This is a genomic window from Enteractinococcus helveticum (assembly GCF_001657475.1).
Lineage (GTDB): Bacteria > Actinomycetota > Actinomycetes > Actinomycetales > Micrococcaceae > Yaniella > Yaniella helvetica.
In genome coordinates this window covers 82,554-103,209 of record NZ_LXEY01000018.1, presented here as the reverse complement: position 1 = coordinate 103,209, position 20,656 = coordinate 82,554, and the positions used below count along the sequence as shown (strand labels likewise).

The 20,656-nt window shown below is 55.4% G+C and carries 15 protein-coding genes; 9 read left to right on the top strand and 6 right to left on the bottom strand.

Translation table 11 applies throughout. The features are described 5' to 3' along the window. The first annotated feature begins 102 nt into the window (after window positions 1-102). The 3 genes from A6F49_RS07560 to A6F49_RS07550 are packed head-to-tail and all read left to right on the top strand — an operon-like array spanning window position 103 to window position 4,978. Entirely contained in the window at window positions 103-1,155 is a 1,053-nt protein-coding gene (locus tag A6F49_RS07560) for a 3-oxoacyl-ACP synthase III (RefSeq protein WP_043058004.1), read from the top strand. Continuing rightward, window positions 1,152-3,959, top strand: coding sequence for an alpha/beta fold hydrolase (locus A6F49_RS07555; protein ID WP_327019956.1), 2,808 nt, complete (start codon window positions 1,152-1,154; stop codon window positions 3,957-3,959). The genes A6F49_RS07560 and A6F49_RS07555 overlap by 4 nt, the downstream gene beginning before the upstream one ends. Then, a complete protein-coding gene (locus A6F49_RS07550; protein ID WP_043057906.1) occupies window positions 3,959-4,978 on the top strand; it encodes an NAD-dependent epimerase/dehydratase family protein in 1,020 nt (339 codons plus the stop codon). Before A6F49_RS07555 ends, A6F49_RS07550 begins: the two co-directional genes overlap by 1 nt. Here A6F49_RS07550 and A6F49_RS07545 read toward each other — a convergent pair. Then, on the bottom strand, window positions 4,975-7,080 hold the full coding sequence (locus A6F49_RS07545; protein ID WP_043058002.1) for a DNA gyrase/topoisomerase IV subunit B: 2,106 nt from the start codon (window positions 7,078-7,080) through the stop codon (window positions 4,975-4,977). The genes A6F49_RS07550 and A6F49_RS07545 overlap by 4 nt on opposite strands. 421 nt (window positions 7,081-7,501) lie before the next feature. Between A6F49_RS07545 and A6F49_RS07540 the strand changes: the two genes are divergently transcribed. After that, window positions 7,502-7,723 carry a DUF7455 domain-containing protein gene (locus tag A6F49_RS07540; protein WP_043057905.1) on the top strand — a complete coding sequence of 74 codons (222 nt, stop codon included), beginning with the start codon at window positions 7,502-7,504 and terminating at the stop codon, window positions 7,721-7,723. A 182-nt stretch (window positions 7,724-7,905) separates the two neighbouring features. On the opposite strand, the gene A6F49_RS07535 is transcribed toward A6F49_RS07540, so the two are convergent. From A6F49_RS07535 to A6F49_RS07525, 3 genes are all read right to left on the bottom strand, one after another. Further along, entirely contained in the window at window positions 7,906-9,207 is a 1,302-nt protein-coding gene (locus tag A6F49_RS07535; RefSeq protein WP_082911649.1) for an RNA polymerase sigma factor, read from the bottom strand. A gap of 288 nt (window positions 9,208-9,495) precedes the next feature. Further along, entirely contained in the window at window positions 9,496-10,848 is a 1,353-nt protein-coding gene (locus A6F49_RS07530) for a DUF4192 family protein (RefSeq protein ID WP_043057904.1), read from the bottom strand. Window positions 10,849-10,948: 100 nt separating this feature from the next. Then, the gene (locus A6F49_RS07525; protein ID WP_067605690.1) at window positions 10,949-12,094 is read right to left on the bottom strand and encodes a PAC2 family protein; all 1,146 of its coding nucleotides are present in this window, start codon (window positions 12,092-12,094) and stop codon (window positions 10,949-10,951) included. 156 nt (window positions 12,095-12,250) lie between these two features. On the opposite strand from A6F49_RS07525, the gene A6F49_RS07520 reads away from it, so the two are divergent. From A6F49_RS07520 to A6F49_RS07505, 4 genes are all read left to right on the top strand, one after another. Then, the gene (locus tag A6F49_RS07520) at window positions 12,251-13,807 is read left to right on the top strand and encodes a leucyl aminopeptidase (RefSeq protein WP_327019955.1); all 1,557 of its coding nucleotides are present in this window, start codon (window positions 12,251-12,253) and stop codon (window positions 13,805-13,807) included. Between the two features lie 278 nt (window positions 13,808-14,085). Next, entirely contained in the window at window positions 14,086-15,459 is a 1,374-nt protein-coding gene (gene lpdA, locus A6F49_RS07515; protein ID WP_043057903.1) for a dihydrolipoyl dehydrogenase, read from the top strand. Between the two features lie 93 nt (window positions 15,460-15,552). Continuing rightward, window positions 15,553-17,319, top strand: coding sequence for a 2-oxoglutarate dehydrogenase, E2 component, dihydrolipoamide succinyltransferase (sucB, locus tag A6F49_RS07510; RefSeq protein WP_043057902.1), 1,767 nt, complete (start codon window positions 15,553-15,555; stop codon window positions 17,317-17,319). A gap of 19 nt (window positions 17,320-17,338) precedes the next feature. After that, window positions 17,339-17,698, top strand: coding sequence for a hypothetical protein (locus A6F49_RS07505; RefSeq protein WP_043057901.1), 360 nt, complete (start codon window positions 17,339-17,341; stop codon window positions 17,696-17,698). A gap of 75 nt (window positions 17,699-17,773) precedes the next feature. Here the strand turns inward: A6F49_RS07505 and A6F49_RS07500 are convergent, their stop codons facing one another. Continuing rightward, window positions 17,774-19,282: a serine/threonine protein kinase gene (locus A6F49_RS07500; RefSeq protein WP_052504865.1), complete on the bottom strand. Its 1,509-nt coding sequence runs from the start codon at window positions 19,280-19,282 to the stop codon at window positions 17,774-17,776. Between the two features lie 95 nt (window positions 19,283-19,377). Here A6F49_RS07500 and A6F49_RS07495 point away from each other — a divergent pair, with 95 nt between their 5' ends. Continuing rightward, window positions 19,378-20,181, top strand: a complete 804-nt coding sequence (locus A6F49_RS07495; RefSeq protein ID WP_052504864.1) for a DUF4191 domain-containing protein — start codon at window positions 19,378-19,380, stop codon at window positions 20,179-20,181. Between the two features lie 44 nt (window positions 20,182-20,225). Here the strand turns inward: A6F49_RS07495 and A6F49_RS07490 are convergent, their stop codons facing one another. Then, window positions 20,226-20,636, bottom strand: coding sequence for an RDD family protein (locus A6F49_RS07490; protein ID WP_043057900.1), 411 nt, complete (start codon window positions 20,634-20,636; stop codon window positions 20,226-20,228). Between the last annotated feature and the right edge of the window lie 20 nt (window positions 20,637-20,656).

Below are 20,656 nucleotides of genomic sequence, written 5' to 3'. Positions count from 1 at the left end.
TGCAAGGTGATGAGACCTCATGTGAATCGCGCGGGGTTAAAAACCGCGCTAAGCTGAGAAGTTATGACAAGTCAAGAGACTGAAGCTCGAGCGCCGGTTTCGATGCAAGTACACAGAAATGGACAGTCCAACGTGAGTTCTAATGCGGTTTCAATTCACCACAACGCAGCTTTACTCTCTGTGGTCGAAGTGACCGCTCCGCTAGAAGTCACCTCGGATATGCTCGATGAACGACTCGCAGCCGTACTCAAACGCCTCCGCCTTCCAAAACGACTTCTAGAACGTGTCGCAGGGGTCACGGCCCGTCGCATGTGGGAAGGTCCAGAAGACTATATTCACGGTGCAGCCCAAGCCGGTGTCAAAGCCCTGGCCGAGGCCGGAGTCTCTCCTGACGCCGTGGGCCTGCTGATCAATACCTCGGTGACTCGTACCCAGCTTGAACCAGCCGTCTCGGTGCAAATCCACAACACGATGGGACTGGCCCCATCGGCCACCAACTTCGATATCACCAATGCCTGCCTTGGTTTTGTCAATGGCATGGATCTGGCAGCAACCCTGATTGATGCAGGCCAAATCGACTACGCCGTCGTGGTTGCCGGCGAAGATGCAAAAAACGTTCAAGAAGCAACCGTCAAAAATCTGCTGAGCGATCAAACCACGCGCGATAATTTCATGCAGCAATTCGCTTCCCTCACCCTGGGCTCCGGAGCGGCTGCCGCAGTGTTGGGTCGCGCTGACCAACACCCTGAAGGCCACAAAATTCTGCGCGGCGTCACTCGCGCCGGAACGCAACACCACGGTCTATGCCAAGGTGGTCACGATGGCATGTACACCGATTCTGGTGCCCTATTAGAAAATGGCCTCGAACTTGTCATGGATGCCTGGAACGATACCCCGGCCGACTGGAACTGGCGCAACATGGATCGCTACATCACCCATCAGGTATCACAAATGCATACCGATGCAATCATCGATTCCGCTGGCATCGACCGCACAAGGATTCCGACAACCTTCCCACAACTGGGCAATATCGGCCCGGCCGCCCTGCCCATTACCTTGGCTCGAGAACTCGACTCCCTCAAAGTTGGTGATCGCATTCTCACCATGGGTGTAGGATCCGGTCTCAACGTCGCAATGCTAGAAATAGAGTGGTGAACCCGTCCCCCATGATCTCCCCAGAACCGGCGCACTTTCCACATGCAATTATTGCTCCTGAAAACCTGCCGGGGTGGGATCCTCGGTGGTCACGACTCGTTGACGTTGAAACCCTTGACGGCACCCGCACGTTCCATGTCTTAGATAATGCTGCTGTCCTAGCAGATCACGGGTATGGTCCAGATGATGTGGATGCCATCATCGTTGCGGTCCATGGCAACCCCACCTGGTCATATTTGTGGCGCAACGTGGCACAGGCCGGGGTTGACGCGGCACTGGGCAACCTGGATCTTGGTCCCGGTGCGCCGAAAGCCCCGGTCATTCGGGTCATCGCCCCGGACCAGCTCGACATGGGCTTTTCTGAACGATTAACGCATGACGCGCTACCTTCCGCCGCCGGAGCCACCACCACCTATCGCACACTTGCTCAACGCATCCGCGATCTAGATGCACTGGTGGCAACCGTGTTGGGCGCCAGCCCCACACCCCCAATTTTCAGCCTTGGCCATGACTGGGGTGGCGTCGTCTCCTTAGGTTGGGCTGCCGATGACCAACTGCGACAGGCAGGTTCCGGGCTCACACCGACCGGCATGATCTCACTGAACACCGCCGTCTGGCATGATGAAGCCGATCCCATTCCAGCACCATTGCAGGCCGCCTTGGCCGGACCGCTCCTGCCAGGTTCCACGGTGGCCACCTCCGCATTCTTAGACACCACCCTGGCCCTGGGCAATCCGCCCCTGGACCGAACCATCAAAACCGCATATAAGGCTCCCTATAGTCTGCGCAGCCGTCGTGGTGGCATTGGCGGATTCGTTGCCGACATACCGGCTCAAGATAGCCACCGGTCTCGACCCGCTTTGCGGCGCGTAGCCGATAACCTAGCGACCACCCAGACCCCAGCGCTGTTACTGTGGGGCGCTAAAGATCCGGTGTTCCTCGACCGGTATCAACTCGACTTATTACAGCGCATCCAACACATCGACATCCATCGCTACAATACGGCTGGGCACCTACTGGCAGAGGACCGCGATATCGTCGAGCCCATCTTTGGTTGGGTCCGCCAACAACTTGACGGTGCCGGTGCCACCACCCCGGATCCAACGGCCACCAAAGGATCTGGGGCCGTGGGCACCTATTCCCCACTGTGGGGATACCTGGATCGCTGGGCCGAGTCCTCAACAAAGGCCCTGGTCGACATGACCGTGACCGACCGAGGCGGCAAACCCTTTGAGGTCAGTTGGGCGAAACTTGCTGAAATCGTCAATGCCATGGCCATCGGCCTGCGAAAGGCCGGCATGCGCCCTGGAGACCGCGTCTCCATGCTTGTCGAACCAGGGCGTGATCTCACCGCTGCTCTATATGCCGTGCTACGAGTGGGCGGCGTCGCGGTGGTCACTGACGCTGGCCTCGGCATCGAGGGCATGACCCGCGCAATCCGTTCGGCCGCCCCCTCATGGATCATCGGCCAAACCCCGGGCCTCACACTGGCTCGAGCCACCAACTTGCCGGGTAAGCGCCTCAGCGTCCACACCATGGACCCGCTGGCCCACCGAGCCCTGGGACTGTCCGGTTCGATGTATCGCTTCGCCACCGAATATGCCGGGCAACGTTACCAGGCCACCGAGACCCATCCTGACCCTGAACCGTCAGCAGAAGCTGCCGTGTTATTCACCTCTGGCTCCACCGGCCCTGCAAAAGGCGTGCGCTATACCCATCAGAAACTCTCGGCGTTGACCCAGCGGCTACAGCACACGCTCAAGGTGGCTCCCGGATCAAGCCTGTTAGCCGGGTTTGCGCCATTCGCGCTGCTGGGTCCCGCCATCGGTGCAACATCTGTGACTCCTAAAATGTCCGTCACAAAACCGGCGACCCTCACGGCAACTGCGCTTGCCGATGCCGCGATCGCCGGTGACACCACCATGATCTTCGCCTCGCCTGCAGCATTGCACAACGTGGTCGACACCGCCGGTGAGCTCACCGCCGAACACCGCAAAGCTCTGGAGAAAATCTCCATGCTGCTCTCGGCCGGAGCGCCGGTTCCCGTCCAGTTGATGGACGACGTATTAAAACTGGTACCGCATGCCGAATTCCACTCCCCCTACGGGATGACTGAATCGCTGCTGATCACAGATATTGATCACCACACCCAGCATGCCATTGCCAACCAACCAGATCGCGGCGTCTGTGTAGGCAAACCGCTTGACGTCGTCAGAGTTGCCATGGCCCCGTTGGACTTCTTAGGGCGTCCGGCCGATGAGCTTCTGGAGCCAGGCGAGGCTGTCGGGAAACTCTCCGAGATTGTCATCTCCACACCGCACATGCTGGCAGGATATGACAAGCTTTACAACACCAACCGTCAAACTCGTGTCGACGACGTGGATGCTTTGCAGTGGCACCGTACCGGCGACATCGGCCATTTTGATGCTGCCGGGCGCCTGTGGATCGAAGGACGAACCTATCACATTGTGACACCCCCGACCGGAGCCCTTGGTCCCGGTGGCCCGGAAGACGACATTCAACGCCTGCCAGAAGTGCGTCGGGTTGCTATCGTCGGTGTGGGTCCAGTGGGCACTCAAGCAGTGGTGGCCGTCGTTGAACCCACGGATTCTACGCTCAAACCAGGACTTGCGCCCACGGAGCTGACCGATGCGGTGCGAGGCGCAACTGAGGTTGATATCGCAGCGGTCCTGATCACAGACAATGTTCCGGTCGATATTCGACACAACTCTAAGATCAACCGTCCAGCGCTTGCCCAATGGGCATCTCAGGTCCTGGCCGGTGGAAAGGTGACGCACCGATAATGCCAACTGCATCCGTGGATTTTGAGTATCAAACTGATGATTTTACAGGCTCTCGGGTCCTGGTGACCGGTGCATCGGGTGTTTTGGGTTCCGGAGTTGCCCGGGCGCTAGTCCAGGCGGGAGCCCATGTGACCGTGCTGCAGCGCTCAGCATCCGGCCTCGATGGTGTCCAAGAAATTCGTGGATCAGTCACCGACCCTAACGCGGTAGCACGAGCCGTCGCCAACGTGGACTCCGTGATTCATATCGCCGCAAAAGTCTCAGTCTCTGGGCCTCGTGAGGAATATGAACACGTCAACATCGAAGGTACCCGGACCCTGCTGGCAGCGGCCCAGCAGGCAGGTGTTTCCCGGTGGATACACATCTCATCACCCTCCGTAGCGCACAGTGGTGATTCGATCATTGGCGAAGGGGCTGGCCCTGCTAATCCAGAAGCCGCACGCGGTCATTATGCTGCGACCAAAGCAGCAGGAGAATTGCTAGCACTAGCAGCAGACTCCGATGATTTTCGGGTTCTGGTGCTGCGCCCACACCTGATGTGGGGTCCAGGCGACACTCAACTGACAGAACGAATTATTGATCGGGCACGACAGCATCGCCTGCCACTACTGGATGGTGGCACCGCACTGGTTGATACATTGTTCCTGATCAACGCTGTCGAAGCGATCGTGGCGGGTCTTGGGGCAGTGCATCGCACGCACGGTGAAGCCCTGGTTTTGACCAATGGGCAGCCCCGACCCATCGGTGAGATGCTTCGCCGCATTGCTGCCGCAGGCGGGGCAAACGAACCGACCCTGAGCTTGCCCTCCGGGTTGGCAAAGACCGCCGGTAGTGTCATCGAATCATTCTGGGATGCCGAAAAGCGCGGGGATGAACCCCCGCTGACGCGCTTTCTGGCTGAACAAATGTCGACAGCACATTGGTTCGATCAGCGTCGAACACAGGAAGTACTGGATTGGAAACCGCGGATCTCTTTGGAAGAGGGTTTCCGACTCACCGCACAGTACTACCAGCGCTAGGCATCGATTTCTTGTCGGTCGAGCTCTTCGGCGCCCGAAATAATAAAGTCACGGCGGGGCGCCACGTGACGACCCATGAGTAGCTCAAAGATCTCTTCGGCCTTTTCGAGTTCTTCGATGTTGACCCGTCGTAGGGTACGGTGCCGCGGGTCCATGGTGGTTTCAGCAAGCTGCTCTGCGTCCATCTCGCCCAGACCCTTATACCGCTGAATGGGTTCTTTGATCTTCCGGTCCTCCGCTTCAAGCTGGCCCAGGCGCGTGTGCAGCTCTTGTTCCGAATAAGTGTAAATGACCTCATTGGGTTTTGAACCAGGGTTGATGACCTCAATCCTGTGCAAGGGTGGCACAGCTGCATACACCCGCCCCTCTTCGACCATGGGTCGCATGTAGCGGAAAAACAGCGTGAGTAGCAGCGTTCGAATGTGTGCTCCATCAACATCGGCATCGGTCATCAAAATGACTTTGCCATACCGCGCAGATTCAAGATCAAAACTTCGTCCAGATCCCCCACCAACGACCTGAATGAGCGCTGATGCCTCGGCATTATTGAGCATCTCTCCAACAGACGCCTTCTGGACGTTGAGGATTTTGCCTCGGATGGGCAGCAACGCTTGATAGTCCGAGGACCGGGCAAGTTTGGCCGTGCCCAGCGCTGAGTCCCCTTCAACAATGAACAGTTCAGTGTTCTCAATGTCAGTCGATCGGCAGTCAGCAAGTTTGGCCGGCAGCGCAGAGGTTTCTAATGCGGTCTTGCGTCGTTGGGTTTCTTTGGCGGTACGCGCCATAATGCGCGACTTCATCTCAGCGACAATCTTTTCCAGCAAGGTATCGACCTGCTGTTTGACGTCACGCTTGCGTGACGCCAGGATCTCGGTGAGTTGGTCGCCAACCACTTTCGAGACAATTTGGCGAGCTGCCGGTGTGCCCAGGACTTCTTTGGTCTGTCCTTCAAACTGAGGTTCTGACAAACGCACGGTGACGATAGCGGTCAGACCGGCGAGGATATCATCCTTTTCGACTCGGTCGTTGCCTGCTTTCAAGCGGCGGGCATTCGCCTCGACCGTCTTGCGGAATACTCGGGTCAGGGATTGTTCAAAGCCGGTCATGTGAGAGCCGCCCTTTGGGGTGGCGATGATATTCACAAAGCTTCGAATTTTCGTATCGTAACCGACGTCCCACCGGAGCGCGACGTCGACTTCACAGGTACGTTCGACATCTTGCATTTGGGCCTGCCCTGAGCTGTCTAGGACAGGTATCCGTTCGCTAAAGGTGCCTTCGCCATGCAGACGCCAGACATCTGTTACCGGATTCAGCTGAGACAGGTGATCAACGAATTCGGCGATTCCACCGTCGTATTGGAAGACTTCCTCGCGGGGTTGGCCATCACCGGTTGGGTCGGCGATGTTGCGTTCGTCCCGAATAGTGATGCGCAGTCCTGGCACCAAGAACGCGGTTTGACGTGCGCGTTGTTCTAATTCTTCATATAGGAAACGGGCATCTGGTGTGAAAATCTGCGAATCGGCCCAATACCGGACTTTGGTGCCGGTCAATCCGCGCTTGGCCTTACCGACGACGTCGACTTCAGACCCTGATTTCAGCGGCGTAAAGGCGGCCTCAGGCTGAGGTTTTCCTTTATCGTGGAATTGTCCGGGTTTACCTCGCTGGAAGCTCAACTGGTGGACTTTCCCACCACGAGTAACCTGAACATCCAGGCGTGATGACAACGCGTTGACAACTGCAGCCCCCACACCGTGCAGCCCGCCTGCTGCAGCATAGGATTCCGAGCTGAATTTGCCGCCGGCGTGCAGCTTAGTGAATACGACTTCTACACCTGAAAGACCGGTGCGTGGTTCAATGTCTACAGGGATACCGCGGCCATTATCTGCAACTTCAACTGATCCATCGGCAAATAAGGTGATATCGATGGACTGACCGTAACCGGCAAGCGCTTCATCGACGGAGTTGTCGATGATCTCCCAAAGGCAGTGCATGAGGCCGCGTGAATCGGTGGACCCGACATACATCCCGGGACGTTTACGCACCGCTTCGAGTCCTTCCAGGACTGATAGGTTTCGTGCGCTGTACTCGGCTTGTTTGACCACGAAGTGTTGAACCCTTTCAGAGGATAGTTCACCAAAAGTCTGGCTCGTTCTCAACAGCATTCATCTGCTGTTTACGACGAGTCGACATAAGTAAGAATAGTGGGTTTCTGCCGGAGGTTTGGGATTTACGCTGTCTCTGAACGCAAAGCGAAGCAACCAGGGGGCTTCTTTCGCCTGGCGCGTATGGCGCTGACCAGATCTTTGAGAATCCGCCACCAACTGGCAATATAGATCCACTGGATATGCATGCATGACCAGTGGAATTCAACGTTGACACTATGCTTGGTGTTCGCCGGCGGCTACCTCAGCACAATCGGGCATAAAACATATGGTCAGTGCGTTGTTCTACACAGGAATGAAATAACCTGTCAGGATGGAAGGACCAACCTAACAGAGTTTGGACCACAAATTAGGAGGCCCAATGTCCACGGCAACTAGTCTTGAGCAGCCAACCCTCAACGCCGCCGATCGTTGCGACCGTTGCGGAGCCCAAGCTTACGTTCGTGCAGTACTACCCTCGGGCGGCCAACTGTACTTCTGTGCTCACCACGCGCGCCAGGTTGAAGAGAGCCTTCGTCCGCAAGCTGCTGTGTGGCAGGATGAGACCAAGCGTCTCGAAGAAGAACGCTCTGCGAGTCTATAGGTTTGGCCGGTTGTAACTAGTACACCGCGCACGGTTATTAATACAAAACCTCCGCACCAACGTCGTAGCGTTGGCGCGGAGGTTTTTCGTGTCTCAGGACAGAACCGGGCTAACTTCGGTCAACAAAAAATCGAGCGACGTTGAACAGTCACTCGATTTTTTGTTTCAGACTAATGCTCGATTTACTCTAGGTAATCGCGCAGGACCTGTGACCGGGATGGGTGACGTAGCTTGGACATCGTCTTGGATTCAATTTGACGAATACGCTCGCGCGTCACGCCGTAGACTTTTCCGATTTCGTCTAAAGTCTTCGGTTGTCCGTCGGTGAGGCCGAAACGCATAGCAACCACACCGGCTTCACGTTCTGACAACGTGTCCAAAACAGAGTGCAACTGTTCTTGCAGCAGTGTGAATCCAACAGCATCAGCTGGCACAACCGCTTCGGAGTCTTCGATGAGGTCACCAAATTCCGAATCGCCGTCTTCACCTAGTGGCGTGTGCAACGAGATTGGTTCGCGACCGTATTTTTGAACTTCGATGACCTTTTCAGGAGTCATGTCCAGCTCGGTGCCCAATTCTTCGGGGGTAGGTTCACGGCCGAGATCTTGCAGCATCTGCCGCTGAACACGAGCCAGCTTATTAATGACTTCGACCATGTGCACAGGGATACGGATGGTTCGAGCCTGATCTGCCATGGCGCGGGTGATAGCCTGACGGATCCACCAGGTGGCATAGGTCGAGAATTTGAAGCCTTTGGTGTAGTCAAATTTTTCGACTGCACGGATCAACCCGAGGTTACCTTCCTGAATCAGGTCCAGAAATAGCATGCCACGACCGGTGTAGCGTTTGGCCAGCGACACGACCAGACGAAGGTTTGCTTCCAGCAAGTGGTTTTTTGCACGACGACCATCAGCAACGATCAGCTGCATATCACGGCGAAGTCGTGGGTCGGTCATGTCTTCTGTCTGCATCTTATGCTCGGCATATAGGCCAGCTTCAATGCGGGTTGCAAGATCGACTTCTTCTTCCGCATTAAGCAGCGCGACTTTACCGATCTGCTTCAAATAATCTTTGACCGGGTCGGCAGTTGCACCAACGATATTGACTGCACGCTGTTGCGGGGCGTCTTCTTCTGTTTCTGAGACAACGAAACCACCGGCTCTGATGGTGGATGCAACGTCTGGTTTTTCAGGACCAGCTGTTTTCTTTACTTCTTCGTCTTCGTCCTCTTCGTCATCTTCTTCGTCTTCTGCACCGTCGACGACTTCTTCGTCTTCGTCGTCAATTTCTAAGTCTTCTTCGTCTTCAACATCTATATCGACGTCTTCAACGAATTCTTCTTCAAGGTTTGATTCTTCGGAAGCCATGGTCGCCTTCTTACCATTCTTGGTAGCAGCTGCCTTCTTTGTCGTCCCTTTAGCTGTGGTCTTCTTCTTTACAGCAGAAGCTTTCTGGGCAGTAGCCTGTTTTGGAGTAGTAGTCACTCAGGTCCTTTCCTTGGCAGCCGTATGAGTAATAAGCTCACACACGATCAACACACCTATGACCCTGTCAAGTCCGTTGTGAAGTAATCACAATACATCTCGGTTCACACAAGGTGTCGACCGATGTACGAGTACGGATGCAGGGTCTCTGGTACGTGTAACGCGCTAAGTGATGGAATTGTTCCCATCGTGACAAAAACTTTCAAAAAAGTTTTTCCACACAGCCGTTAGACCAGAACATTATGCCACAGGTCCCAGCGGTTGCGCGCCTTTGACGTCTCGCACCGCTCAGGCTGCGTGTCGTGGCGACCATGCGCTTTCCGTTCGCGTGGCCCAAGCCGCGACTCTGCCATGACGTAGAACGTTTTCTAAGCTGATCAAGACCTGTTCTGTGGGGAAATGCTTACGAGCCTGGCGAAGATAGTCCAAAGCAAGGCTGCCTCGACCTCGCACCCACTCAATCCACACCAGCATCCCCGCGACCCCGCCGCCGGAAAGATGATCGGCTAAAGGTAGCAACTGATGGCACAGGCGCTCTAGGGCTGCGATGCGTTGCCAGTCCGGAATCCGCTCGGATTCCCCCAACAGGCATCCTCTAATAGCTAAGCCATCTTGCAGGTTACTCTGCTGGCCTGAAACGAGTGCTAACTGGTTGGGAAATTGTTCCAGTGCCAGCATGCCGCGAATCGAAGTTTTAAGATCAAAACATGCAACGGCGAGCACTGCGTCGCGAAGTCTCGGGTGTTCTATTGCCGATAACAACTCAGCTACCTGATCGGTGTGTAGCATTTGCGGACCATGACTTAGGTGATCGTCCCAGCGCTGCAGCCAATTGAGGACAACCTTGGGCCGTTGTTCCAAGAGCTCCTGGGTTGGTGCAGTATTTTTCGAGCCAGCCGATGATGCTGGCGGGAAGATCATCTTTTGAGCTGGTCCCTGAGGTCGCCACCGTGTTTGCCCCTGTGGATCGAGCTCCTGAAACAGTTCCGTAGATTCAGGAGCACCCAGAATTTCTCCCTGAATTTCACAGTCGGTCGTGACAGCACAACGCAAATGCCACAGCTGGTCGTGATGAATCAGCCAAGACTCTTCGATTGGGATGCCTTGCAGTCCGAACTGGGCGGTCAACATCGCGTTGACCGTGCCTGTAACTGCGAGCGCGTGAGGATCTGAGACACTCACCTCGGTGGCCAGATAGACCAAGAGACATCCAGTGGTTGATGGTTCACGAGCCATCAGTTGGCCCAGATATTTGCCCAGTTCCATCAGCTGGCGCTCTTGTGTCTCGGTGATACCAAAATCAAAGAAGGTAACACTTTCAAGGGTGTCGGACTGCAGCATCTTGTGCAGGGCTTCTGGTAGATCGCAGCGAACTACCGTGGAAAGCTGGCGTTGGGCAAACGCCACCATGACTAAAGAATTGGTTGGCCGAAATCCCAAGGTGCTTTGAACGTAGGCCAGTAGCTCTTCGGGAGCGCCCACCCGAAGACGACGGGCCGGGTCATGGTTGGCTTCATCGGCCAAAACCTCTGTGCTGGGCTCACCGGTGAGCGCATATCGTGTCGGTGTTTGATGATGAGATGCGGTCTGGGCCGGGTCGTTTGGAATAGGAACAGAAAAATCATCTTGCTCAGGTCTCATGACCCAAGCATGAAACACTTCCGGTGACTACGGGTGAGCTCGGTTGCCGAATGTGGATAACTCGGCGCCCGGTCCGTGTTATCGGACCGGCTGTGGATGATCAGTCAGTCTCGTCGTCTTCAGCGTCTTCGGAGTCTTCATCATCTTCGCTAGCGTCAAAGAAGTCGGTGATGAATTCGACGCTATTGGGGCTGACATCGGCGCGAGAAGGCCGCATAGGTTCAGAAGGTGACTCATCAATGTTGCCGGTATTCACGATTGTGCCACGATCGTCGTCGTCCAGACCTGCATCATCATGTTGAACCTGATCGCTCAAATAGGATTCAACCGCCGAGCCAATTTCTTCAGCGTCTGGCATCTGTTGGTCCTGATCCAGAAGGAGGCTGCGGGTTTGATGTTCTTTCGCGTAGTCGTCAAAGCGTTGTTCCAGGTGCTGCAGCATCGCTGCGATATCGGGCCGGTTTTGCACCTGTGCTGCAATCTGTTGTTCGACTTCACGTCCCGATTCGCGCAGCTCCTCGGTTGGCAGCATCAGCCCCATGGCAGCACCAATGTACTCTAGCGCGGCAACCGCAGCCTGTGGATAGGTTGCATCAGCCAGATAATGAGGCACATGCACCGTGTAGCCGCTGACGCGGCGCCCAGCTTCGGCTGCTCGAAGTTCCAGCAGTTGTGCGGCACCTGCGGCAATGCGGCCCTTCGGCGCCCAGGTCGCCAGTCCTTCAAGGAGTTCTTTGGCCGTGCCATGCGTGGTCACGCCCAGTGGGCGGGTATGGGGCACCGGCAGTGGGACAGCATCCACAAAAGTCACCAGGTTTGCATCGAGCTGGTCCACCAGAATCATCACGGCCGCTACGAAACGATCCCATTGATAGTCGGGCTCTGGGCCGCTGAGCATCAAAAAGGGTCTTTGCATCTGATCTTTGAGCAGATGCAGTGCTAATTCGGGTGCCTCATAGTCGAAGAAGCGCTGTCCATCAAAACGAAGGTGTGGACGGCGTGCCCGGTAGTCCAGGAGTTGGTCTGTATCAAAGGTGGCGATGCGTTGGTGATCGAGACGCTCTAGCAGCACATTTTCTAATTGCGTCGAAACGTTGCCCGCATCGAGATACCCGGAGAATACGACCAGCAAATCAAGGCCGTGTAGGGCCGGGGATTCGTCGTCGCCGTCGTCGGTCTGGCTTCTGCCAGCCAGTAATTCCTTAGCTGACGACGACATTCGAATCAGATCAATCGGATCGAGCACGCAGACTCCTCACGTTATCTAGTGGACACAATGCTGCATTGACATTATTTAACAGAACACAAGGCCCATGTCACTTATTCCACCGGCAAGCTGGGCTGGCTCGTTATGATGGAGTCACCAATCGTAACTATTCTGCAATCCCAAGGACGTGATTTCGTGGCCCAAAACGCCGCTTCCAATGGTTTCATCGCCGAATTCGCTACAGAACTGACCGCTATCACCACAATCGATCAGACCGAGGCCCTGGTACTTGGTGTGGAATCCACCGACGATGGTCCGGTCGTCGTTGCCGCCGGACTCGACGAGAACGCGGTGACTGGTATTCAAGACCAGCTTGAAGCACTCGGGGTCAAAGGCAAGGCCGATGAAGTCACCCGGATTGCTGGTTCAACCACCGGCTTCGATGCAAAGATCGTGGTGCTGACCGGGCTGGGCTCCACCGAAGCACCTGCTCAAGGCACCCCAATGTTGGATAACTCCCCTGCAGGTGAGATTTCTGCTGAAGCACTGCGGCGGGCTGCTGGCGCAGCGACCGCGAAATTAGCTGGGACCGCAGAAATCACCATGGCACTGCCGGCCGATAGTGCTGCGCGTCTGACCGCAATTGCCGAAGGGGCCGTGCTTGGCACCTATTCATTCGCCGGATACAAAACCCAACAAGACAACGGCGAAGAAGATCAAACCAACGGTGTAGACCTGAAGATCGTCACTGAACTTGCCGATGCCGACAAGCTGCTGGCGCGCGCCACTGCCGTTGCACGAGCAACCTTTATTACTCGCGATCTCGTCAATACCGCACCATCGCATCTGTTCCCTGGCACGTTTGCTCAAGAAGTCGAAGCCCTCGTAGAGAATTCCGACGTAACAGCCACTGTTTACGACGAAGCAGCGCTTGCCGAAGGTGGCTTCGGGGGCCTGTTGGGTGTGGGCCAGGGTTCGTCGAACCCACCACGGTTAGTGAAGCTGGAATACACTCCAAATAATGCCAAAGGTCACATCGCTCTGGTGGGTAAGGGCATTACCTTCGACACCGGTGGTATCTCATTGAAGCCCGCTGGTTCCATGGAAACCATGAAATCGGATATGGCAGGTGCCGCCACGGTAGCTGGTGTGCTGCATGCTGTTGCCGAACTCGGATTGGACGTCAACGTCACCGGTTGGCTGGCCATGGCAGAGAATATGCCATCGGGCACTGGCATTAAGCCTTCAGATATCTTGACGATTCGTGGTGGTACCACCGTTGAGGTTATGAACACCGATGCTGAAGGTCGTCTGGTACTGGCCGATGCACTAGTGGCCGCCACCGAAGAAAACCCTGACGTCGTCGTCGACATCGCCACATTGACCGGTGCTGCGATGGTTGCCCTGGGTGTACGGACCACCGGCATCATGGGTGCCGAGGACGTTCGCTCGGAACTGGCTGATGCTGCCGCAACCACCGGCGAGATCGTCGTCGATATTCCGATTCCAGAAGAAGCTCGTGCAGGATTCGATTCCAACGTCGCCGATCTGAAGAACACCGGTGAACGCTACGGTGGGATGCAAGGGGCTGCAGCCTTCTTGCGAGAGTTCGTCGGTGACACACCATGGGCGCACTTGGATATCGCTGGACCGTCATTTAATGAATCCAGCCCACGTGGTTACACTGCCAAAGATGCCACCGGTGCCATGGTTCGTACGCTGATCGAATTTGTTGCCAATCGCGACAACTAAATACATTCCATAAGGCCGCTGTGTTACCGATCGGGGTAGCCCAGCGGCCTTATGTTTGATACAAGGTATCAGGCCCAGATTCATGAGAAATCCCTCAACTGAGTTAACGTGGCTCAGCTTATGGAACAACACCGGTACGAACCGATAAGGTTAAGACCAAGTGTCCAAAAAACTGCCGTGGTAACTCCAGGCATTTCTAAGTCAAAGGACGCGTGGTTGGAAACCATTTACGAGGACAACTGCGGGGCGAACCTCCGCATAGATGAGGAGCATCAATCGTGACTGAAACCGCTACAGAATTCGACGTACTAATTCTCGGCGGTGGATCCGCCGGTTATGGTGCGGCTTTACGCGCCGTACACCACGGGCTAACCGTAGGTCTTATTGAAAAAGACAAGGTTGGTGGCACCTGCCTCCACTATGGTTGTATCCCAACCAAGGCTTACTTGCATGCTGCTGATGTGGCAAATAACGCCAGGTCTTCTGAGAAGTTTGGCGTCAAAGCCAGCTTCGAGACCGTCGACATGTCTGCCGTGCGCGAATACAAAAACGGCATTGTTGACGGAAAATTCAAAGGCCTGCAGGGGCTACTGAAAATGCGCAAGGTGACCACCATTGCCGGCAACGGTCGCCTGGTATCTGAAAATCAAATTGATGTTGATGGCACCGTATACACCGGTAAGCACATCATCCTCGCCTCCGGTTCCGTTTCCAACACCATGGGTCTGACCGTCTCGGACAAAATCATTACCTCCACCGAAGCACTGCAGCTGGATTACACACCAAAATCTGCAATCGTGCTGGGTGGCGGTGTGATCGGCTCTGAATTCGCTTCCGCATGGAACTCCTTTGGCATTGACGTGACGATCATCGAAGGCTTGGATTCGCTGGTACCAAACGAAGATCCTGCGATCATCAAGCAGCTCACTCGCAACTTCCGCAAGGCTGGCATCAAATCCAATCTGGGCGTCTTCTTCGAAAAAGTTGAAGAAACCGACAACGGTGTGAAAGTCACCTTGGCAGACGGCAAAGAATTCGAAGCCGAAATCTGCTTGGTTGCAACCGGCCGGAAACCAAATACCGAAAACATGGGTTACGAAGAAGTTGGCATCCCAATGGATCGTGCCCACGTCGCCGTCAACGATCGTCTACACACCGGTGTTGGCAACATCTACGCGATCGGCGACATCGTCAAGGGTAAGCAGTTGGCCCACCGCGGTTACCAGCACGGTAACTTCGTCATCGAAGAGATCATGGGCAATAACCCACTGAAGGTCGAAGACCGCAACATCCCTGGCGTTACCTTTACCACCCCAGAAATTATCTCCGTGGGTATGACCGAACCGGTTGCTCAAGAAGAATTCGGGAAAGATAACGTCGAAACCGTGGAATACAACCTTGCCGGCAATGGCAAGTCATCCATTATCGGTACCACCGGTATTATCAAGATGGTTCGTCAGAAACACGGCCCAATCGTTGGTGTACACGGCATCGGCGACCGTATTTCAGAACAAATTGGTGAAGCGCAGCTGATCGTCAACTGGGAAGCATACCCAGAAGATGTCGCCCACTTCATCCATGCCCACCCAACTCAGAACGAGTCCCTGGGTGAAGCAGCCATGATGCTCAACGGCTTCCCGTTGCACGCCTAGTCATCCGGATGGTTGCACCACCATGGCAGCCACCAGCGCATAAACACCGAACGTGTGAGCATTAGAAGAGGAATAGAGAGGAAACCGGACGGAATGTCTGAAACCATTACTCTGCCAGAACTGGGCGAATCGGTAACTGAAGGTACCGTAACCCGTTGGCTCAAAGAAGTAGGCGACACTATCGAGGTCGACGAACCTATTGTGGAGATCTCTACCGACAAGGTTGATACCGAGATCCCATCCCCGGTCGCCGGCACTGTCCTGGAAATTTTGGTCCAGGAAGACGAAGACATCGAAGTCGGTCAGGCACTGGCAGTCATCGGTGAGGAAGGTGAATCCGCTTCGGACGCACCTGCTGATGATTCGGCAGCCGAAGAAGCTCCTGTAGCAGAAGAACCGGCGCAAGAGACTACTGAGGAAGCACCGGCTGAACAGGCCTCCGCTCCAGCAAGCGGTGGTGGCTCCGGCGACGCGCAAGAAGTCACCCTGCCTGAACTTGGCGAATCCGTCACCGAAGGTACGATCACCCGTTGGCTGAAAGAGGTCGGCGACGAAGTCGAAGTCGACGAACCTATTGTCGAGATCTCCACCGATAAGGTCGATACCGAGATCCCATCCCCGGTCGCCGGTACTGTTCTGGAGATCAAAGTCCAAGAGGATGAGGATGTTGAAGTAGGACAGGTTCTGGCTCTAGTCGGTTCATCTGACGGAGCTCCCACAGCATCAGCCCCAGAACCAGCTTCGGCTCCTGCCGAAGATGCACCCGCCGCTGAAGAAGCACCTGCTGAGGAACCCGCACAGCAAGCTGCACCGGAACCAGAACCAACCCCAGAGCCAACCCCGGCTCCTGCACCAGCAGCAGAAAGAGCCCCGTCCTCACCGGAAGAGACACCACGTGGCGATGGTTACGTCACCCCACTGGTCCGTCGTCTGGCCCGTGAACAGGATGTCGACCTTGCCGAGGTAACCGGTACCGGTGTTGGTGGCCGCATCCGCAAGCAGGATGTCCTGGCCGCCGCTGCAGCTAAGGAATATGAAGCACGTCAGGAAGCTCCAGCCGCCGCTGCACCAGCCGCAGCCGCTCCTGCCGCTTCTCGCCCTGCTCCAAAAGATCCAGCTTCGTCAGTCGATCCGTCCAAGCGTGGTACCACTGAAAAGGCGCCTCGCATTCGTCAGGTCATTGCCGATCGTATGATCGAATCGTTGGAGACTTCAGCACAGCTGACCCAGGTCCACGAGATCGATATGACGCGCATCGTCAACCTGCGCAACCAAGTAAAGGCACGCTTCAAAGCTGAAAACGGCGTCAACCTTACCTTCTTGGCGTTCATTACCCAGGCTGCTACTGAAGCTCTGCGTGCACATCCTGCACTCAATGCTGAGTACAACGCTGAAACCAAGGAAATCACCTACCATGACCGCGAAGACATCGGCATTGCCGTTGATACTGAACGCGGACTGATGGTTCCAGTTATCAAGGGTGCCGGCAACCTGAACCTGTCCGGTATTGCTAACGCGATCTCCGATCTGGCACTGCGTACTCGCGACAGCAAGGTCAAACCAGACGAGCTGTCCGGTGGTACGTTCTCGATTACCAACCTTGGTTCCTTCGGTGCGCTGTTTGATACTCCGGTCATCAACCAGCCACAGGTCGCCATCCTTGGTCCAGGTAACATCGTGAAACGTCCGGTGGTCAGCACCGATGCTGAAGGCAACGATGTTATCGCTATCCGCCACATGATGTACCTCTCGCTGACTTACGATCACCGTATCGTTGACGGCGCGGATGCCGGCCGCTTTATGACCCAGTTGAAGAACCGTCTAGAAGGCGGCGAATTCGGCGGCCAGCTGGGCCTCTGAAAGGAACCACAGTAACTTTATGGAAATTGTTCAGACAATCTTCATTGCAATTCACATCCTGTCGATGGCAGCCATCGTTGGGGGTTGGCTCGCCAACTTCAAGAACCCAACAGTGACCAAATCCCAGTGGTATGGAGCGATCTTCATGATCATCTCCGGCGTCGTCCTATTCGGACTCACTGAAATGATGGGTGACCCTGATGGAGCACTGCGTATCAAATTGACCATTAAACTCATTTTGGGTGTGATGGTTTTCGTTACCGCACTCCTTGGTCGTCGCAAGATCAACCGTGGTGAGGAAATCTCTACTGGCTTGGCTCATGCCACCGGTGGAACCGCTGTGATCGCAGCCCTGGTCGCAACGCTATGGCGTTTCTAGCAGTGTAGATATCGCACAAATGCCGCAGAGAATTTTTCTCTGCGGCATTTGTTTTGCCGAATCGCGGTAGCTTCCCTACCGAACGGCTACCATGCGCCAACCGTTGGCTGTCTCGACGAGCTCAAGTTCAATAGCCTCCTGGCGAGGCTCTATCTGTTCAATCGCTTCGCCAGCTGCATCGCGCTGCACGTAGCCATCGATCCGCCACGTCACGGACAACACGGTCATGTCTCCGGTTCGTTTCACCTGGTCTACAACCGCACGCATGCGGATCCCCTCGAGGTATTGTCCTGCCTCTGCCAGCACGCTGAGAAGTTCTGCATCATCATGATAAATTTCTGAATCAATGAACGCATACTGTTCCACCTGGTCCGGTGCGGTTGCTGCCCACGCAGTGCTTCGTGCTTTTACAAGCTCGTCCATGACCGCTTGGAAATCTTCCGGTCCGGCAATTTGGGTGCTCTCGGCTTGTGCGGTTGAAGAATATTGAACAGAATCAGATTCATAAGTCATAGTTAGTGCCACCCCACAGGCCAGTAGAAGAGTACCAAGAGCGACACTGAGCCGCTGGGGCACTCGGCTTCGGCCCTTGCTAGGAGTAGTGCGGCTGCCAGGGCTCCCACCGAGATTTGCCGTAGATGACTTATCACGTTTGAAAGTCCGCTTTCGTGGAGTGTCGAGTTCCGGTTGTCGGGTGGGCAGGACTAGCTCGTATTGCTCCCCTACCGATGCATACAAATCGACGGGTTCTGGAATTGCCCATTGTGCAACCGAATCCAGCAGGTGCTCGAGATCTGGACGCATCGTCGGATCTGCACTCAAACTTGTTTCCAATACCTCCAGGATTTCGTCCTCTAAATCGGGCCGCAGCGTGGTCAAAGGGACCCGGTGCTCGGGTGAACCCGGGACCGTACCGGTCAAACAGAACCACGCCACTGCGGCTACAGCATAAATGTCCGCGCCAGCTTCCAGCCCCATCTTCGAAGATGATGGCAGAACGAGTTCGGGGGCGACAAATCCCGGTGTTCCGGTACGCGCATGGTGATGGGCCGTAGCCCGCGTGGCGCCGAAATCAATTAACACAGGACGTCCAGTGAGGTCAAACAGAATGTTGCGCGGTGAGATATCCCCGTGCACGATTTGTCGAGCCAGCAGGTACTGGGTTGCCTGAATCATCGGTAGGACAACGGTCACAGTCTGAGCCACGCCCAGCTGGCCCGTGGCCCCCACCAGGTCAGTCAGAGTACCTCCGGCAAGAAACTCCCAAAAAGTTGCTGCCTTTATGGAACTCAGTTCTGGGTCATCACTGACATTGATCGGTTTGATGATGTTTTCATGCGATAGCTGCTCTGCCAGCTTGGCTTCCTGCGAAAGTTCCGCAGCGAGGCCACTATCGCGTGGTGTCTTACACGCGACCTGGCGACGACGAATCTTATCCTCAAGTAGCCAAACCTCAGCACTACTGCCCGACCCCAGATGCCGTATCACTTCCCACTGATCAAGTGGTTCCAGCAATTTCGGTGCTAACCGTGGAGACACCCGTTCCATCAACAAGCTGGTGCGCTGGGCTAAGGGTACATTCACGATTCACCTCCTGGGACGGGTATGCTCTATCATGCCCGAAAGCGCATAGGTACGATTAAGTTATCCACAGGGGTTAGGGCTAGAATAGGTTTATCATGGCTGAACAGAAATCTTCCGGCGCAGCACAAGCGCCAAAAAAGGATATAAAGACCGTCAAGGCTGACCAAAAAGCCCGCCGTAGGGCTGAGAAACTCGAAGCAAAGGAACGCAAGAAGGCTGGCAAGGCCAATAAGCGTGGTTTCTTTAAGCAAATCGGCGATGTCTTTAAAATGACGCGCAAATACGATCCGTCAGTGGTCTGGTGGATGGTAGGCGCATTCGTCGCTGCACTGGTGGTCGGTCTGGTGATTGGTCTGCTGACGGGCTCACCGGTGTTGTGGACGCTGATGTTCATTCCACTGGGTCTGCTAGCTGCGATCATCATCATGAACAAGAAGGCCGAGAAGGCAGCCTTTGCGCAGATTGATGGGCGTCCAGGCGCTGCTGGTGCTGCCCTGTCGCAATTGGGTCGCGGCTGGGTCGTTGAAGACGAACCAATCGCTGTGAATCCTCGCACTCAAGAAACCGTGTTCCGCGCCACCGGTAAAGCCGGCGTCGTCTTGGTCGCTGACGGCGACTACAACCGCGCCAAGAAACTTGCGGACAAGCAGCGAAAGCATATGGAACGTTTTCTGCCAAACGTTGAGATCCGTGTACTGCAAGTTGGCAAGGGACCCAGCGAAGTGGAATTGCACGAGGTCAAATCGACCATCAAACGTATGAAGAAGACATTGAACCGTCACGAAGTGCGTGCAGTTGAGCAGCGTATTTCTTCACTACCAAAGAATAACCTCGGTATTCCAAAGGGCGTGGACCCTTACCGGATGCGTCCAGACCGCAAGTCCATGCGAGGCCGCTAGCCCGGCTCCCCCTTTGTGCTGGTGACTGGCCGGTACTGTGGAGATTACATTTGAATCTCTACGGTGCCGGCCATTTTGTCGTGCAGACCCCGACCGTCTCGGTCGATGATCAGGACCGGTACGACCAAACCGAGCAGTACCGCACGGATGGCGGCCTGATACAGCTTGACTGGAGCCCCACCAACTTGAACAACTTGAATGCGAAATAGCAATTTGCCAAGAGTGGTAGCAAACAACCACAACAGTGCGAAGTGCATGACGACAAAGATGCCCAGCACCAGCCACTGATTCCCGGCCGCAAGCATCAAACCAATACCTGAAGCAATAAACCAATCAACAAACAGGGCGCCAATTCGGCGCGGATAGGACGCTGCAGAGGCAGGACCGGTTTCCGGAAGGCCCAAAAACTCGCCAGCCCACCGAGGTTCTCTAGAAGAATATTGTGCGTTGCTCATCGGTTCCAGCTTAGTTGTTC